Origin of the sequence: Exiguobacterium sp. S22-S28 (assembly GCF_043359615.1) — a bacterium.
In the GTDB taxonomy this organism is placed as follows: Bacteria; Bacillota; Bacilli; order Exiguobacteriales; family Exiguobacteriaceae; genus Exiguobacterium_A.
This window is the reverse complement of sequence record NZ_JBHFFC010000008.1, coordinates 14,737-30,532: the sequence shown is the minus strand read 5'-3', so window position 1 is coordinate 30,532 and position 15,796 is coordinate 14,737. Positions and strand designations below refer to the sequence as shown.

Genomic DNA, 15,796 nt, shown 5'->3' with positions numbered 1-15,796 from the left:
GGCTGTGTTATTTTGGAGGATATCTTCATGTCTTACAAAAAAGTAGTCGGCGCAGATTTGAAGTTTGTCGGTCAAAAGCAAACGCTCAAAGCATTGCGATCTGGCAAGGCGTCGGAAGTGATCATCGCAGATGACGCAGATGAACACGTAAAGCAAGCATTGCTCGACGCGGCGAAACAAGCAAACGTTCCAGTCGTGAATGTTCCTTCTAAGCTTGAGCTTGGTAAGGCTTGTGGAATCGACGTTGCTGCAACTGCTGTTGCCATTAAGAAAGTTTGATAATACGTTTTGTGTGGCGATGGAATGCCTGAGCCACGCAAAACGTTTCATTATGACTTTCGATGAACCACCCGGCTCGGTGGTTTTGAAACTTGTCATGAATTCAGGAAGGGAGGATCTCAAAGATGCCTACTATCAACCAATTAGTCCGTAAAGGACGTCAATCAAAAGTTGTGAAATCAGATTCGCCAGCGCTGAACAAAGGGTACAACAGCTTCATTAAAGCTCGTACTGACATCAGCTCACCACAAAAACGTGGTGTTTGTACTCGTGTAGGTACAATGACTCCGAAGAAACCGAACTCGGCTCTTCGTAAGTACGCACGTGTACGTTTAACGAACACAATGGAAGTAACAGCTTACATCCCAGGTATCGGCCACAACTTGCAAGAGCACAGTGTTGTTCTTATTCGCGGCGGTCGCGTAAAAGACTTACCAGGGGTACGTTACCACATCGTTCGTGGTGCACTCGATACAGCTGGAGTTGACGGCCGTATGCAAGGTCGTTCGAAATATGGTACTAAACGTCCAAAAGCAGCAAAAAAATAATCTAGATATCAGAAGATATCACCTCACTATATGAAAGGAGGGACTCGGAATGCCACGTAAAGGTCAAGTAGAACGCCGTGATGTAATGGCTGATCCGATCTACAACTCTAAACTCGTTACCCGCCTTATCAACCGTCTTATGTTAGATGGTAAAAAAGGTACTGCTCAACAAATCTTATACAAAGCTTTTGAAACTATCGCTGAACGTTCAGGTCGCGATGCAATGGAAGTTTTTGAAGAGGCGATGAACAACATCATGCCAGTTCTTGAAGTTAAAGCACGCCGTGTAGGTGGAGCTAACTATCAAGTTCCTGTCGAAGTCCGCCCTGAGCGCCGTACGACACTCGCACTTCGTTACCTCGTGAACTACTCACGTCTCCGTAACGAGAAAACAATGGATGCTCGTCTTGCTAACGAAATCATGGACGCTGCAAACAACACTGGTGCTTCTGTTAAGAAGCGCGAAGATATGCACAAAATGGCGGAAGCGAACAAAGCGTTTGCTCACTACCGCTGGTAAATCCGGAATTAACCACCTCATCTATGCCATTTTGTATGGAAATATGAGGTGGCTTTCGGGTATAGTCATGACGTGTGGCAACACACGGACACTAAACTAAAATGCGAAAGGAGAATGTTTAAAGATGGCAAGAGAATTCTCCCTTAAGAACACCCGTAATATCGGGATCATGGCCCACATCGATGCTGGTAAAACAACAACGACTGAGCGTATCCTCTATTACACGGGTCGTATCCACAAGATTGGTGAAACGCACGAAGGTGCTTCACAGATGGACTGGATGGAGCAAGAGCAAGAGCGTGGAATCACGATTACATCGGCAGCAACAACTGCACAATGGAAAGGGAACCGCGTAAACATCATCGATACACCTGGACACGTAGACTTCACTGTTGAAGTTGAACGTTCACTTCGTGTACTTGATGGTGCGGTAGCAGTACTTGATGCTCAGTCTGGTGTTGAGCCACAAACTGAGACAGTATGGCGCCAAGCTACAACTTACGGCGTACCACGTATCGTTTTCGTTAACAAAATGGATAAAATCGGTGCAGACTTCCTGTACTCGGTTGGAACGCTCCGCGACCGCCTTCAAGCGAACGCACACGCAATCCAAATCCCAATCGGCGCTGAAGATGAATTCAAAGGAATCATCGATCTCGTTGAAAAGAAAACATACATGTACGGTAACGACCTCGGTACGGACATCGAAGAAACTGAAGGTTTCCCTGCAGAATTCGCAGAAGAAGCTGAAGAACTTCGTGCGTCACTTATCGAAGCAGTTGCAGATTACGAAGAAGAAATGATGATGAAATACCTCGAGGGCGAGGAAATCACAATTGAAGAGCTTAAAGCGGGTATCCGTAAAGCGACACTTACAGTTGATTTCTACCCAGTTCTCGTTGGTTCGGCATTCAAGAACAAAGGTGTTCAGCTTATGCTTGACGCAGTCCTTGATTACCTTCCATCACCAGTCGACGTAAAAGCAATCACAGGGATTAACATGGATACAGATGAAGAGATCATTCGTGAGTCAACTGACGAAGCGCCGTTCTCTGCACTTGCATTCAAAGTTATGACTGACCCGTATGTTGGTAAATTGACGTTCTTCCGTGTGTACTCTGGTACAGCTTCGGCAGGATCTTACGTCAAGAACTCAACAAAAGGGAAACGTGAGCGTCTTGGACGTATCCTTCAAATGCACGCGAACAGCCGTGAGGAGATCCCAATGGTCTTCGCTGGTGATATCGCAGCAGCTGTAGGTCTTAAAGATACAACTACTGGAGATACGCTTTGTGCAGAGAAAGACAACGTCGTTCTCGAATCAATGACATTCCCAGAACCAGTTATCTCGGTCGCAATCGAACCAAAAACGAAAGCTGACCAAGATAAAATGGGTCAAGCACTCGCTAAGCTTGCTGAAGAGGATCCAACATTCCGCACTGAAACAAACCCAGAGACTGGTCAAACGATCATCTCAGGTATGGGTGAGCTTCACCTCGACATCATCGTTGACCGTATGCGTCGCGAATTCAAAGTCGAAGCCAATGTTGGTGCTCCACAAGTAGCTTACCGTGAAACGATTCGCCAAGCGGCGAAAATCGATTCTAAGTTTGCTCGTCAATCAGGTGGTCGTGGTCAGTATGGTCACGTCGTCGTAGAATTCGAGCCAAACGAAGAAGGTGCTGGCTTTGAGTTCAACAACAAAATCGTCGGTGGTGTTGTTCCACGTGAATACATCCCAGCGGTTGAACACGGAATCGAAGAAGCGCTTCAAAACGGTATCCTTGCTGGTTATCCAGTAGTTGACGTTAAAGCGGCACTCGTTTTCGGATCGTACCACGATGTCGACTCAAACGAGATGGCATTTAAAATCGCGGCTTCAATGGCCGTCAAACAACTTAAAGATAAGAGCGGCGCTGTTATCCTTGAGCCAATGATGAAAGTTGAAATCGTTATCCCAGATGAATACATGGGAGACATCATGGGTGATGTTACATCACGCCGTGGACGCGTTGAAGGTATGGAAGCTCGCGGGAACGCTCAAGTCGTTCGTTCGATGATTCCACTTTCAGAGATGTTCGGTTACGCTACTGGTCTTCGTTCACGCACACAAGGTCGCGGAACGTACTCGATGCACTTCGATCACTACGAAGAAGTACCGAAATCAGTTGCTGAAGAAATCATCAAAAAAGCAAACGGCTAATCCTTCACAGGTTGTCACGCTTTTATGATTAGTGTAAGCTAAGGAAGGTGTACGTTATTCGACGATTCACCTTCCTAGTTATAAAATATTATTAGACACATAGAGGAGGAATTCAGAATGGGTAAAGAAAAATTCGACCGTTCTAAACCGCACGTTAACGTTGGTACAATCGGCCACGTCGACCACGGTAAAACAACTTTAACAGCAGCTATCTCAGCTGTACTTGCAAAAGCACAAGGTAAAGCTGCAACTAAGTTTGACCAAATCGATGGTGCTCCAGAAGAGCGCGAGCGCGGTATCACTATCGCAACAGCTCACATCGAGTACGAAACAGAAAAACGCCACTATGCACACGTTGACTGCCCAGGTCACGCTGACTATGTTAAAAACATGATCACTGGTGCTGCACAAATGGACGGCGCGATCCTCGTTGTTTCTGCAACTGATGGTCCAATGCCACAAACACGTGAGCACATCTTGCTTTCACGTCAAGTAGGTGTTCCTTTCATCGTAGTATTCATGAACAAAGTCGACATGGTTGACGACGAAGAGCTTCTTGAACTCGTTGAAATGGAAATCCGCGAACTTCTTTCTGAGTATGACTTCCCAGGCGATGACCTCCCAGTTATCCAAGGATCTGCTCTCGGCGCGCTTAACGGCGAAGCTAAATGGGAAGAAAAAATCATGGAACTCATGACAGCTGTTGATGAGTACATCCCTGAGCCAACTCGTGACACTGAAAAAGACTTCATGATGCCAGTTGAGGATGTTTTCTCAATCACTGGTCGTGGTACAGTTGCTACTGGCCGCGTTGAGCGTGGAGTTCTTAAAGTCAACGACGAAGTTGAAATCGTTGGTCTTCACGAAGAAACTAAAAAATCAGTATGTACTGGTGTAGAGATGTTCCGTAAGCTTCTTGACTATGCTGAAGCTGGCGACAACATCGGAGCACTTCTCCGTGGTGTATCACGTGACGACATCGAGCGTGGACAAGTTCTCGCGAAACCAAACACAATCACACCGCACAAAACTTTCAAAGCGCAAGTTTACATCCTTTCAAAAGAAGAGGGTGGCCGTCACACGCCATTCTTCGGTAACTACCGTCCACAGTTCTACTTCCGTACAACTGACGTAACTGGTATGTGCCAACTTCCTGAAGGAACTGAAATGGTAATGCCTGGGGACAACATCGAATTGACTGTTGAACTCATCGCGCCAATCGCTCTTGAAAAAGAAACTCGTTTCTCAATCCGTGAAGGTGGCCGTACAGTAGGCGCTGGATCAGTTACAGAAATCGTTGAGTAATTTTTAAGACAAAAAGGTCTTTCGTCTCCCGTGACGGAAGACCTTTTTTCATTTCTTTGAAAACAGTCTTGCAACATGACCAGACATCTTATATACTGAGGAAAGTGTTTGTGCGAGTGGTGAGAGACTTGAAAACAAATTCTATTTTTATTTTACTTGCTTTCCTGCTTGGAATTAAGTACACTAGAATATGTTGGTCACAAACACAACGCGATGAAGCGGGAGGTTATGACACACCAGGCGGCATTGCCATGGCTAGTGTGGAAATTTCCGCGGAGAATGTCTATTTACAAAATAGGCGAAAAGGAGGGAAACAACATGGCAAATGAAAAAATTCGGATCCGTTTGAAAGCATACGATCACCGCGTGCTTGATCAATCGGCTGAGAAAATTGTCGAAACAGCAAAACGTTCTGGTGCTACTGTATCTGGTCCGATCCCACTCCCAACGGAGAAGGCGATCTACACAGTACTTCGTGCCGTTCACAAGTACAAAGATGCTCGTGAGCAGTTCGAAATGCGTACACACAAACGTTTGATCGACATCGTTAACCCAACACCGAAAACAGTTGATGCGCTTATGCGTCTTGAACTTCCATCGGGCGTTGACATCGAAATCAAACTTTAATTTTTCTTCTATAAATAGTTGATACTAGCCAGAAGATCAAAATCATTCAATATTAGGAGGTGTATCTCATGGCTAAAGGAATCTTAGGAACTAAACTCGGTATGACACAAATCTTCAACGAGTCAGGCGAAGTAGTACCAGTTACTGTCGTTTCAGTAGAAGGTAACGTTGTTCTTCAATTGAAGACAATGGAAGTGGACGGTTACGAAGCAGTCCAACTCGGCTTTGGTGATATCAAAGAAGGTCGTCAAAACAAACCGCAAAAAGGTCACGCAGCGAAAGCTAGTGCGACACCTAAGCGCTTCATTAAAGAAATCCGTACATCTGTAACAGATTTCGAAATCGGTCAAGAGATTAAAGCAGATACTTTCGCTGCAGGCGAAATGGTTGATGTAACAGGTACGTCGAAAGGTAAAGGTTTCGCTGGAGCAATCAAGCGTCACAACCAATCACGTGGTCCAATGGCTCACGGTTCGCGTTACCACCGTCGCCCAGGTTCAATGGGTCCTGTCGCTCCAAACCGTGTATTCAAAGGGAAATTGCTCCCAGGACGCATGGGTGGAGAGCAAGTCACTGTTCAAAACCTTGAAATCGTAAAAGTTGATGTAGAACGCGGCTTACTCCTCGTCAAGGGTGCTATCCCAGGCGCACGTAAGAGCCAAGTTGTCGTCAAAACTGCGGTAAAAGGCAACTAATTTGTTTGCAAGGAAAGGAGGAATAACGAATGCCTAAAGTAGCTTTGCTTAACCAAACAGGTACACAAGTTGGAGACATCGAGCTCGCAGATGCCGTTTTCGGAATCGAGCCAAACGAAGCAGTCGTATACGATGCAATCGTCATGCAACAAGCTTCACGTCGCCAAGGTACACATGATACAAAAGGTCGCTCGGAAGTTCGCGGTGGCGGCCGTAAACCATGGAAACAAAAAGGTACTGGTCGTGCACGCCAAGGTTCGATCCGTTCGCCACAATGGGTTGGCGGTGGAACAGTCTTCGGTCCAACACCACGTTCGTACGCTTATAAACTTCCTAAAAAGGTTCGTCGTCTCGCATTACGTTCAGCTCTTTCTTCGAAAGTCGCTAACAACGAGTTCATCGTTCTTGAAGGATTAACAATCGATGCTCCGAAAACAAAAGACATGATTTCGGTCTTCGCTGCTCTTTCAATCGAACGTAAAGTCCTCGTCGTTACAGCTGATTACAACGAGACAGTCGTTCTTTCAACACGCAACATTCCTGGTGTCACAGTCGTTGACGCTGCTGGAGTAAACGTCCTTGATCTTGTCGCACACGACAAAGTCATCTTCACGAAGGATGCTGTTGCGAGAGTAGAGGAGGTGCTTGCATAATGGCAAACGCACACGACATTATCAAACGTCCTGTAATTACTGAACGCTCAGTGAACCAAATGGCTGAGAAAAAGTACACGTTCGAAGTAGACGTAAAGGCATCTAAGTCACAAATCAAAGATGCAGTTGAAGCGATCTTCGGCGTTAAAGTTGAAAAAATCAACACACTTATCTCAAAACCAAAAGCAAAACGCGTAGGTCGTCACGCTGGTTACACAGCACGCCGCAAAAAAGCGGTCGTCACGCTTACTGCAGATAGCAAAGAACTCGATTACCTCGGTTAATCGGTACTCTGTAGAAAAGGAGGGAACTCTCGATGGGAATTAAAAAGTTTAAACCGACCACTAACGGTCGTCGTAATATGACTGCACTTGATTTTGCTGAGATTACGGCTTCACGTCCTGAAAAATCGTTAACTGAAAAGCTTACGAAAAAGGGCGGACGTAACAACCAAGGTCGCTTGACAGTACGTCACCAAGGTGGCGGACACAAACGTAAATACCGTATCATCGACTTCAAACGGAACAAGGATGGCATCGCTGGCCGTATCGCTACAATCGAGTACGATCCGAACCGCTCTGCAAACATCGCTCTTGTCCACTACATCGATGGTGAAAAACGCTACATCCTCGCACCTAAAGGATTGAAAGTTGACATGCAAGTCATGTCAGGAGTTGAGGCTGACATTAAAGTCGGTAACGCTCTTCCACTTTCAAACATCCCAGTTGGTACATTGATCCACAACATCGAACTTAAGCCAGGTAAAGGTGGTCAGCTCGTTCGTTCAGCTGGTACTTCTGCTCAGCTTCTCGGTAAAGACGGTAAATACGCGATCGTTCGTCTTCAATCAGGCGAAACACGTATGATCCTTGCTACTTGCCGTGCAACAGTCGGCGCTGTCGGTAATGAAGAGCACGAGCTCGTCAATATCGGTAAAGCTGGTCGTTCACGCTGGCTCGGAAAACGTCCTACAGTTCGTGGTTCTGTAATGAACCCAGTTGATCACCCGCACGGTGGTGGTGAAGGACGTGCTCCAATCGGTCGTTCGGGCCCACTTACTCCTTGGGGTAAACCGGCACTCGGATACAAAACTCGTAAGAAAAACAAAGCGAGCGATAAATACATCGTCCGTCGTTCTAAAAAATAATTACGTGATTTTCGAACGGTTCGCAGGAACCGTTCCTGAATCATGCCAAAGGGAGGTACAACTATGGGTCGCAGCTTGAAAAAAGGTCCATTCGCAGATCACCATTTGCTTGCTAAGGTTGACAAAGCCAACGAAGCTGGTGACAAGCATGTTATCAAAACTTGGTCACGCCGTTCTACAATCTTCCCAGAGTTCATCGGTCACACGATCGCTGTCTACGATGGTCGTAAACACGTACCGGTTTACGTGACAGAAGATATGGTCGGTCACAAACTTGGTGAATTCGCGCCAACACGTTCTTACAAAGGACATGCTGGAAACGATAAGAAAACGAAACGTTAATCTGAGGGGAGGTACTCATTATGCAATCAAAAGCATCGGCTAATATGGTTCGCATTGCTCCTCGTAAGGCACGTCTCGTAGTAGACTTAATCCGCGGGAAGCAAATCGGCGAAGCACTTTCGATTCTTGCTTACACGAACAAGGCAGCAACGCCAATCGTTGAGAAAGTATTGAAATCGGCAATCGCGAACGCTGAGCACAACTTCGACATGAACATCGAAAACCTCGTAGTAACAGAGGCTTACGTCAACGAAGGTCCAACGCTCAAACGTTTCCGCCCACGTGCAATGGGTCGCGCAAGCCGCATCAACAAACGTACGAGCCACGTTCACATCGTGGTATCTGAAAAATAAGGAGGGATTACCGTGGGTCAGAAGATTAACCCAACTGGTCTTCGCGTAGGTATCATCAAAGACTGGGAATCACGTTGGTTCGCAGATAAAGACTATGCTGATCTCCTTCATGAAGACTACGTAGTTCGTGAATATATCGAAAAACGTCTTAAAGACGCTAGTGTCTCTAAAGTTGAAATCGAGCGCGCAGCAAACCGCTTGAACATCTCACTTCACACTGCTAAGCCGGGTATGGTTATCGGTAAAGGCGGTTCTGAAATCGAAACACTTCGTACAGACATCACTAACCTTGCAAAAGGCAAACGCGTTCACGTTAACGTCGTTGAAGTGAAAAACCCGGATGCAGTTGCTAAACTTGTCGCTGAGAACATCGCACGCCAACTTGAAGGCCGTGTATCGTTCCGTCGTGCAATGAAGCAATCAATCCAACGCTCTATGCGTTCAGGTATCAAAGGAATCAAGACTGAAGTTTCTGGTCGTCTTGGCGGCGCTGATATCGCTCGTTCAGAGAAGTATTCAGAAGGAACAGTTCCACTTCATACACTCCGTGCAGACATCGATTACGGTACTGCTGAAGCTGATACAACTTACGGCAAAATTGGCGTAAAAGTATGGCTCCACCACGGTGAAGTGCTTCCTACGAAAAAAGCAGCATCTAACGAACAATAATCCACATCCGTCTAGGGAAGGAGGCAACACAACATGTTGTTACCAAAACGTGTAAAATATCGTCGTGTTCACCGCGGCAACATGCGTGGTAAAGCGAAACGTGGTACTACAGTACACTTCGGCGAGTTCGGTATCCAAGCTCAAGAAGCTAGCTGGATCACTAGCCGTCAAATCGAATCAGCGCGTATCGCGATGACTCGTTATATGAAACGTGGTGGTAAAGTGTGGATCAAGATCTTCCCACACAAACCATACACTAAAAAACCTCTTGAAGTCCGAATGGGTTCAGGTAAAGGTGCTCCGGAGGGCTGGGTTGCAGTCGTTAAACCGGGGAAAGTAATGTTTGAAATCGCAGGAGTATCGGAAGAGATCGCACGCGAAGCTCTCCGTCTTGCATCACACAAACTTCCAGTAAAATGTAAGTTCGTAAAACGTGAAGAAAATGGTGGTGATACGAATGAAAGCAACTGATCTCCGTCAGCAAACTACAGAAGAGCTCAACGGTAAAGTCGGTTCGTGGAAAGAAGAGTTGTTCAACCTTCGTTTCCAACTTGCGACTGGTCAGCTTGAGAACCCTGCTCGTATCCGTGAAGTGCGCAAGTCGATTGCACGCGCGAAAACCGTTCTTCGTGAACGCGAACTCGGCATCAACAACGCATAATTCACTCGGATTCTGAGAGGAGGAACACTCAATGGAACGCACTAACAACCGCAAAGTGTTAACTGGACGCGTCGTATCTGACAAAATGGATAAAACGATCGTAGTTACAGTTGAGACTAAAGTAAAGCATAAGCTCTACGGCAAACGCGTAAACTACTCTAAGAAGTACAAAACGCATGATGAAAACAACACAGCTAAAATCGGTGATGTTGTACGCATTCAAGAAACACGTCCACTTTCTAAGGACAAACGTTTCCGTCTCGTAGAAGTCGTCGAAAAAGCAGTAATCATCTAAACTCTAATTAGTTCGGATGAATAAACATCCGGAGGGAGGTACAATCGTATGATTCAACAAGAATCTCGCTTGAAAGTAGCAGACAACTCAGGAGCTCGTGAAGTCTTGACGATCAAAGTCCTCGGTGGATCTGGTCGCAAAACTGCTAACATCGGTGACGTAATTGTTTGCACAGTTAAACAAGCAACACCAGGTGGCGTTGTCAAAAAAGGTGAAGTTGTACGCGCAGTAGTCGTTCGTACTAAACGTGGCGTTCGTCGTAAAGACGGTTCGTACATCCGTTTTGACGAAAATGCAGCAGTCATCATCAAAGATGATAAAAGCCCACGTGGCACACGTATCTTCGGACCAGTCGCACGCGAACTTCGTGAAAAAGACTTCATGAAGATCGTCTCGTTGGCACCGGAAGTACTTTAATTCCAAAGAATTCCTACAAGGAGGTGCTCTAACGATGCATGTCAAAAAAGGTGATAAAGTTCAGGTTATGACTGGTAAAGATAAAGGCAAACAAGGTGTTGTCCTTACTGCTATGCCTAAAAAAGATCGCGTTATCGTCGAAGGCGTTAACATGATCAAAAAACACTCAAAACCTTCTCAACTCAACCCGCAAGGCGGAATTGTCGAGAAAGAAGCACCGATTCACGTATCGAACGTTATGCTCATCGACCCTAAGACAGGAAACCCAACACGCGTTGGCTTCACTGTGGTTGACGGCAAGAAAGTACGTATCGCTAAAAAATCGGGCGAAGCTTTAGATAAATAAGAAGATTTAAAGAAAGGAGGTCCACTTTCTGATGAACCGTTTAAAAGCTAAATACCAAGACGAAATCGTCAAAGTAATGATGGAGAAATTCAACTATACTTCTGTAATGCAAGCGCCGAAAGTCGATAAGATCGTAATCAACATGGGTGTTGGTGACGCTGTTACGAACACGAAAGCACTTGACATGGCAGTCGAAGAGCTTCAGCTCCTCACTGGTCAGAAGCCACTCATCACGAAAGCTAAGAAATCAATCGCTGGTTTCAAACTTCGTGAAGGTATGCCAATCGGCGCGAAGGTAACACTTCGTGGAGAGCGCATGTATGAGTTCCTCGACAAGTTGATCAACGTGTCACTTCCACGTGTACGTGACTTCCGTGGTGTATCGAAGAAATCATTCGATGGCCGTGGTAACTACACGCTAGGCGTGAAGGAACAATTGATCTTCCCAGAGATCGACTACGATCGCGTATCGAAAGTCCGTGGTATGGACATCGTTATCGTTACAACTGCTAATACGGATGAAGAGTCACGTGAGCTTCTCACTGCACTCGGCATGCCATTCCAAAAATAAGGGAGGCCGCACACATGGCTAAGAAATCAATGATCGCACGTGAAGTAAAACGCCAAGCACTCGTAGAGCGCTACGCTGAACAACGCGCAGAATTGAAAGCACAAGGCGACTACATCGGCTTGAGCAAACTCCCACGTAACTCTTCAGCGGTTCGTTTACACAACCGTTGCAGTATCACTGGCCGTCCACACGGTTACATTGGTAAATTCGGTATCAGCCGTATTAAGTTCCGTGATCTTGCTCATAAAGGTCAAATCCCTGGTGTTAAAAAAGCAAGCTGGTAATTCATTAAAGTTGTGAAAGGAGGTACATCGCATGGTTATGACAGATCCGATTGCAGATATGCTTACACGCATTCGTAATGCAAACATGGTTCGCCATGAGAAGTTGGAAATGCCAGCTTCTACAATCAAACGTGAAGTCGCTGAAATCCTCAAACGTGAAGGTTTCATCCGCGATGTTGAATATCTCGAGGACAGCAAACAAGGTACGCTCCGCGTATTCCTTAAGTACGGCGCAAGCAACGAACGCGTCATCACTGGACTCAAACGTATCTCGAAACCAGGTCTTCGCGTTTACGCGAAAGCTGATGAAATCCCGAAAGTACTCGGTGGTCTCGGAATCGCTATCGTTTCAACATCTAAAGGTGTTATGACAGACAAAGAAGCTCGCCAACAAAAAGTCGGCGGCGAAGTGATCGCATACATCTGGTAATTCACGCATAAAAAGAACGGAGGTGTCTTAAATGTCACGTATTGGTAAAAAGCCAGTCGTTATCCCAGCAGGCGTTACAGTAACAGTTGAAAACAGCACAGTTACAGTAAAAGGTCCTAAAGGTGAACTTACTCGTGAGTTCAACCCGACTATGGCTATCAACGTAGAAGGTAATGAATTGACTGTCACTCGTCCAAACGACGAGAAAGCTAACCGTACAATCCACGGAACGACTCGTGCGCTTATCGCGAACATGGTCGAAGGTGTAAACAACGGTTTCGCTAAGACACTCGATATCCAAGGTGTTGGTTACCGTGCTCAAAAGCAAGGTAACAAAATCGTACTCAACCTCGGTTATTCACACCCAATCGAGTACACTCCGGAACAAGGCATTGAAGTCGAAGTTCCTACGAATACGCAAATCATCGTCCGCGGAATCAACAAAGAGCGTGTTGGACACGTTGCTGCATTGATCCGTTCGTACCGTCAGCCTGAGCCGTACAAAGGTAAAGGAATTCGTTACAGTGATGAAGTCGTTCGTCGTAAAGAAGGTAAAACAGGTAAGTAATTCGTTGATACGAATTGACCGGAAAGGAGTGGCATAAATGATCTCAAAGGCAAACAAAAATGCTACGCGTAAAAAGCGTCATGGTCGTGTACGTCGTACAATCATCGGGACTGCAGCTCGTCCACGCTTGAATGTATTCCGTTCGAACAAGAACATTTACGTACAAGTCATTGACGATGCAACACATGCAACACTCGCATCTGCATCATCACTCGACCTTGAAAAAGGCAACACGACTGACGCTGCATCAGCAGTTGGTAAGCTTGCAGCTGAACGCGCTCTTGAAAAAGGTATTGAAACAGTCGTTTTCGACCGTGGAGGATATCTCTATCATGGACGTATTAAAGCAGTAGCTGAAGCAGCTCGTGAAGCTGGTCTCAAATTCTAATAGAAAAGGAGGGAACCTCTACATGCGCCAGTTAGAAATTAACATGGATCAACTCGAAGAACGCGTTGTTACTGTAAACCGCGTCGCGAAAGTAGTAAAAGGTGGCCGTCGCTTCCGTTTTGCTGCACTCGTCGTCGTAGGTGACAAGAATGGTCACGTAGGTTTCGGTACGGGTAAAGCTCAGGAAGTGCCTGAAGCGATCCGTAAAGCAATCGAAGATGCAAAGAAAAACATGGTTAACGTTCCAATCGTTAACACTACAATTCCACACGAAATCAACGGAATTTTCGGTGCAGGTCACGTCTTCTTGAAACCTGCTTCTGAAGGTACTGGAGTCATCGCTGGTGGCCCAGTTCGTGCGGTTCTCGAATTAGCGGGAATCAACGACATTCTTTCGAAATCACTTGGATCAAGCACTCCAATCAACATGGTTCGTGCGACTGTTAAAGGTCTCACTTCACTTAAACGTGCTGAAGACGTTGCGAAACTCCGCGGTAAAACCGTCGAAGAACTTCGCGGTTAAGAAAGGGAGGGAATACAGATGGCGAAACTCGCAGTTACCCTCACACGCAGCATGATCGGTCGTCCGGAGAACCAACGCGTTACTACTCGTACGCTTGGTCTCCGTAAGATGCACCAAACGGTTGTCGTACCTGACAACGCTGCTATGCGTGGGATGATTAACCACGTGTCACACTTATTGACAGTTAAAGAAATTCAAGAGTAATAGTTCGATATAATTTTATGAGGAGGTGCCCCACTATGAAACTCCATGAATTGAAACCAGCTACTGGTTCACGTTCAGAACGCAACCGTGTAGGTCGCGGTATGTCTTCTGGTAACGGTAAGACTTCTGGCCGTGGTCACAAAGGTCAAAAAGCTCGTTCAGGCGGTGGTGTTCGTCCAGGTTTCGAAGGTGGACAAAACCCACTTTTCCGTCGTTTACCAAAACGCGGCTTCAACAACCCGACTCGTAAAGAGTTCGCGGTTATCAACCTTGACACACTTAACCGTTTTGAAGACGGAACGGAAGTAACACCAGAACTTCTTATCGAGACTCGCGCAGTCAAAGGTATGAAGGATGGCGTGAAGATCCTTTCTAACGGTAAGATTGAAAAGAAACTGACAGTAAAAGCTCACAAGTTCTCCGAAGCTGCGAAGCAAGCGATCGAAGCTGCCGGCGGTACGGTTGAGGTGATCTAATGTTTCAAGCGATCTCCAATATGTGGCGCGTAGCCGACATCCGTCGGCGCATTCTCTTTACCTTGGCCCTGATTATTGTGTTCCGTATCGGTGCACATATCCCAGTCCCAATGGTAAACACTGAAGTATTCAAGATCGATCAGAATGGTATTCTTGGTTTCTTGAACTCCTTCGGCGGGAATGCTTTGCAGAATTTCTCACTCTTTGCGATGGGAATCATGCCGTATATCACGGCCTCGATCGTTGTCCAACTCTTACAGATGGACGTTGTTCCAAAGTTTGCCGAATGGGCAAAACAAGGAGAGGCGGGCCGTAAGAAGTTAGCAACGGTAACGCGCTATGGAACGATCGTACTCGGCTTAGTCCAAGCGTTTGGAATCGCGCTTGGATTTAACCGTATCTACCCAGGTCTTGTCAATGAAGATTTTGGCACCTGGACGTACGTGATGATTGCACTTGTTTTGACGGCGGGTACCGCATTCTTGATGTTCCTCGGTGAACTCATCACGGAGAAGGGCATTGGTAACGGGATATCAATGATCATCTTCGCTGGGATTGTCGCAGGCTTCCCGAACGCGTTCCGTCAGATCTATGAAACAAAGCTCCAAAATGCAGGGGATGCTTTGTTCGTCAATGTGCTTTATATCGTACTGTTGCTTTTAATCATCATTGCGGTCATCGTCGGTGTCATCTATGTGCAGCAAGCTGCCCGGAAGATTCCGATTCAGTACGCCAAGCGTACGGTGAACCGTGCACCAGTAGGCGGTCAATCGACACACTTGCCGATTAAACTGAATGCTGCTGGTGTTATCCCAGTTATCTTCGCTGTATCGTTCATGGTGACGCCACCAACGGTTGCAAGTTTCTTTGCAAGTCCGGAGAATGCGACGAAGATCCGTGACATTTTTGACTATACGAGTCCAATCGGTATGTCGATCTATGTGGCACTGATCATCGCGTTTTCGTACTTCTACACATTCGTTCAGGTCAATCCCGAACAAATGGCAGAGAACCTTCAAAAACAAGGCGGATACATTCCTGGTATTCGTCCTGGTAAGCAAACGGAACAGTACATCACGAAGATCCTGTATCGTCTGACATTCTTCGGCTCACTCTTCCTCGCTGTCATCGCGGTGACGCCAACGTTCTTTATTAAGTTCGCTGGTTTACCGAACTCGGTGCAGATTGGTGGAACAAGCTTGTTGATCGTCATCGGTGTAGGTCTTGAGACGATGAAACAGATTGAAAGTCAACTGGTTAAACGACACTACAAAGGCTTTATCCGATAAGGC

At 46.3% G+C, this 15,796-nt stretch carries 27 protein-coding genes; all 27 read left to right on the top strand.

Annotated features, from left to right (window positions below; all coding sequences use genetic code 11):
- Positions 1-27: 27 nt before the first annotated feature.
- The 27 genes from ACHA8N_RS02590 (at position 28) to secY (ending at position 15,793) form a co-directional block, all read left to right on the top strand.
- Complete coding sequence (locus tag ACHA8N_RS02590; RefSeq protein ID WP_012369003.1) at positions 28-279, top strand: ribosomal L7Ae/L30e/S12e/Gadd45 family protein; 252 nt, start codon at positions 28-30, stop codon at positions 277-279.
- 125 nt (positions 280-404) lie between these two features.
- Positions 405-827: a 30S ribosomal protein S12 gene (gene rpsL, locus ACHA8N_RS02585; protein WP_012369004.1), complete on the top strand. Its 423-nt coding sequence runs from the start codon at positions 405-407 to the stop codon at positions 825-827.
- A 49-nt stretch (positions 828-876) separates the two neighbouring features.
- Positions 877-1,347: a 30S ribosomal protein S7 gene (gene rpsG, locus ACHA8N_RS02580; protein WP_026834303.1), complete on the top strand. Its 471-nt coding sequence runs from the start codon at positions 877-879 to the stop codon at positions 1,345-1,347.
- 124 nt (positions 1,348-1,471) lie between these two features.
- Entirely contained in the window at positions 1,472-3,550 is a 2,079-nt protein-coding gene (gene fusA, locus ACHA8N_RS02575; RefSeq protein ID WP_147512551.1) for an elongation factor G, read from the top strand.
- A gap of 117 nt (positions 3,551-3,667) precedes the next feature.
- Positions 3,668-4,855 (top strand): elongation factor Tu, encoded by a 1,188-nt coding sequence (gene tuf, locus ACHA8N_RS02570; protein WP_026834301.1) that lies wholly within the window; start codon positions 3,668-3,670, stop codon positions 4,853-4,855.
- 318 nt (positions 4,856-5,173) lie between these two features.
- On the top strand, positions 5,174-5,482 hold the full coding sequence (rpsJ, locus tag ACHA8N_RS02565; protein WP_012369008.1) for a 30S ribosomal protein S10: 309 nt from the start codon (positions 5,174-5,176) through the stop codon (positions 5,480-5,482).
- 68 nt (positions 5,483-5,550) lie between these two features.
- On the top strand, positions 5,551-6,177 hold the full coding sequence (gene rplC, locus ACHA8N_RS02560) for a 50S ribosomal protein L3 (protein WP_012369009.1): 627 nt from the start codon (positions 5,551-5,553) through the stop codon (positions 6,175-6,177).
- Positions 6,178-6,206: 29 nt separating this feature from the next.
- Positions 6,207-6,830, top strand: coding sequence for a 50S ribosomal protein L4 (gene rplD, locus ACHA8N_RS02555; RefSeq protein ID WP_012369010.1), 624 nt, complete (start codon positions 6,207-6,209; stop codon positions 6,828-6,830).
- Positions 6,830-7,114 carry a 50S ribosomal protein L23 gene (gene rplW / locus ACHA8N_RS02550; RefSeq protein ID WP_147512550.1) on the top strand — a complete coding sequence of 95 codons (285 nt, stop codon included), beginning with the start codon at positions 6,830-6,832 and terminating at the stop codon, positions 7,112-7,114. The genes rplD and rplW overlap by 1 nt, the downstream gene beginning before the upstream one ends.
- Positions 7,115-7,146: 32 nt before the next feature.
- Positions 7,147-7,977, top strand: coding sequence for a 50S ribosomal protein L2 (rplB, locus tag ACHA8N_RS02545; RefSeq protein WP_147512549.1), 831 nt, complete (start codon positions 7,147-7,149; stop codon positions 7,975-7,977).
- 63 nt (positions 7,978-8,040) lie between these two features.
- The gene (rpsS, locus tag ACHA8N_RS02540) at positions 8,041-8,319 is read left to right on the top strand and encodes a 30S ribosomal protein S19 (RefSeq protein WP_012369013.1); all 279 of its coding nucleotides are present in this window, start codon (positions 8,041-8,043) and stop codon (positions 8,317-8,319) included.
- A gap of 20 nt (positions 8,320-8,339) precedes the next feature.
- Complete coding sequence (rplV, locus tag ACHA8N_RS02535) at positions 8,340-8,672, top strand: 50S ribosomal protein L22 (RefSeq protein WP_012369014.1); 333 nt, start codon at positions 8,340-8,342, stop codon at positions 8,670-8,672.
- 12 nt (positions 8,673-8,684) lie between these two features.
- On the top strand, positions 8,685-9,341 hold the full coding sequence (gene rpsC / locus ACHA8N_RS02530; protein WP_012369015.1) for a 30S ribosomal protein S3: 657 nt from the start codon (positions 8,685-8,687) through the stop codon (positions 9,339-9,341).
- A 33-nt stretch (positions 9,342-9,374) separates the two neighbouring features.
- Complete coding sequence (rplP, locus tag ACHA8N_RS02525; protein WP_012369016.1) at positions 9,375-9,812, top strand: 50S ribosomal protein L16; 438 nt, start codon at positions 9,375-9,377, stop codon at positions 9,810-9,812.
- Positions 9,799-10,002 carry a 50S ribosomal protein L29 gene (gene rpmC / locus ACHA8N_RS02520; RefSeq protein ID WP_012369017.1) on the top strand — a complete coding sequence of 68 codons (204 nt, stop codon included), beginning with the start codon at positions 9,799-9,801 and terminating at the stop codon, positions 10,000-10,002. The genes rplP and rpmC overlap by 14 nt, the downstream gene beginning before the upstream one ends.
- Positions 10,003-10,033: 31 nt before the next feature.
- Positions 10,034-10,297 carry a 30S ribosomal protein S17 gene (rpsQ, locus tag ACHA8N_RS02515; protein WP_012369018.1) on the top strand — a complete coding sequence of 88 codons (264 nt, stop codon included), beginning with the start codon at positions 10,034-10,036 and terminating at the stop codon, positions 10,295-10,297.
- Between the two features lie 48 nt (positions 10,298-10,345).
- Positions 10,346-10,714 carry a 50S ribosomal protein L14 gene (gene rplN, locus ACHA8N_RS02510; RefSeq protein WP_012369019.1) on the top strand — a complete coding sequence of 123 codons (369 nt, stop codon included), beginning with the start codon at positions 10,346-10,348 and terminating at the stop codon, positions 10,712-10,714.
- Between the two features lie 34 nt (positions 10,715-10,748).
- The gene (gene rplX / locus ACHA8N_RS02505; RefSeq protein WP_012369020.1) at positions 10,749-11,060 is read left to right on the top strand and encodes a 50S ribosomal protein L24; all 312 of its coding nucleotides are present in this window, start codon (positions 10,749-10,751) and stop codon (positions 11,058-11,060) included.
- A gap of 31 nt (positions 11,061-11,091) precedes the next feature.
- On the top strand, positions 11,092-11,631 hold the full coding sequence (gene rplE, locus ACHA8N_RS02500; protein ID WP_012369021.1) for a 50S ribosomal protein L5: 540 nt from the start codon (positions 11,092-11,094) through the stop codon (positions 11,629-11,631).
- A 14-nt stretch (positions 11,632-11,645) separates the two neighbouring features.
- Positions 11,646-11,915, top strand: coding sequence for a 30S ribosomal protein S14 (gene rpsN, locus ACHA8N_RS02495; RefSeq protein WP_012369022.1), 270 nt, complete (start codon positions 11,646-11,648; stop codon positions 11,913-11,915).
- A 31-nt stretch (positions 11,916-11,946) separates the two neighbouring features.
- Positions 11,947-12,345, top strand: coding sequence for a 30S ribosomal protein S8 (gene rpsH / locus ACHA8N_RS02490; RefSeq protein ID WP_012369023.1), 399 nt, complete (start codon positions 11,947-11,949; stop codon positions 12,343-12,345).
- A 31-nt stretch (positions 12,346-12,376) separates the two neighbouring features.
- A complete protein-coding gene (gene rplF, locus ACHA8N_RS02485; protein WP_026826919.1) occupies positions 12,377-12,913 on the top strand; it encodes a 50S ribosomal protein L6 in 537 nt (178 codons plus the stop codon).
- Positions 12,914-12,950: 37 nt separating this feature from the next.
- Entirely contained in the window at positions 12,951-13,301 is a 351-nt protein-coding gene (gene rplR, locus ACHA8N_RS02480) for a 50S ribosomal protein L18 (RefSeq protein WP_012369025.1), read from the top strand.
- A 22-nt stretch (positions 13,302-13,323) separates the two neighbouring features.
- On the top strand, positions 13,324-13,824 hold the full coding sequence (gene rpsE, locus ACHA8N_RS02475) for a 30S ribosomal protein S5 (protein ID WP_012369026.1): 501 nt from the start codon (positions 13,324-13,326) through the stop codon (positions 13,822-13,824).
- Positions 13,825-13,842: 18 nt separating this feature from the next.
- Entirely contained in the window at positions 13,843-14,028 is a 186-nt protein-coding gene (gene rpmD / locus ACHA8N_RS02470; RefSeq protein ID WP_012369027.1) for a 50S ribosomal protein L30, read from the top strand.
- 35 nt (positions 14,029-14,063) lie between these two features.
- On the top strand, positions 14,064-14,504 hold the full coding sequence (gene rplO / locus ACHA8N_RS02465; RefSeq protein WP_147512548.1) for a 50S ribosomal protein L15: 441 nt from the start codon (positions 14,064-14,066) through the stop codon (positions 14,502-14,504).
- On the top strand, positions 14,504-15,793 hold the full coding sequence (gene secY, locus ACHA8N_RS02460; protein WP_147512547.1) for a preprotein translocase subunit SecY: 1,290 nt from the start codon (positions 14,504-14,506) through the stop codon (positions 15,791-15,793). Before rplO ends, secY begins: the two co-directional genes overlap by 1 nt.
- Positions 15,794-15,796 lie beyond the last annotated feature (3 nt).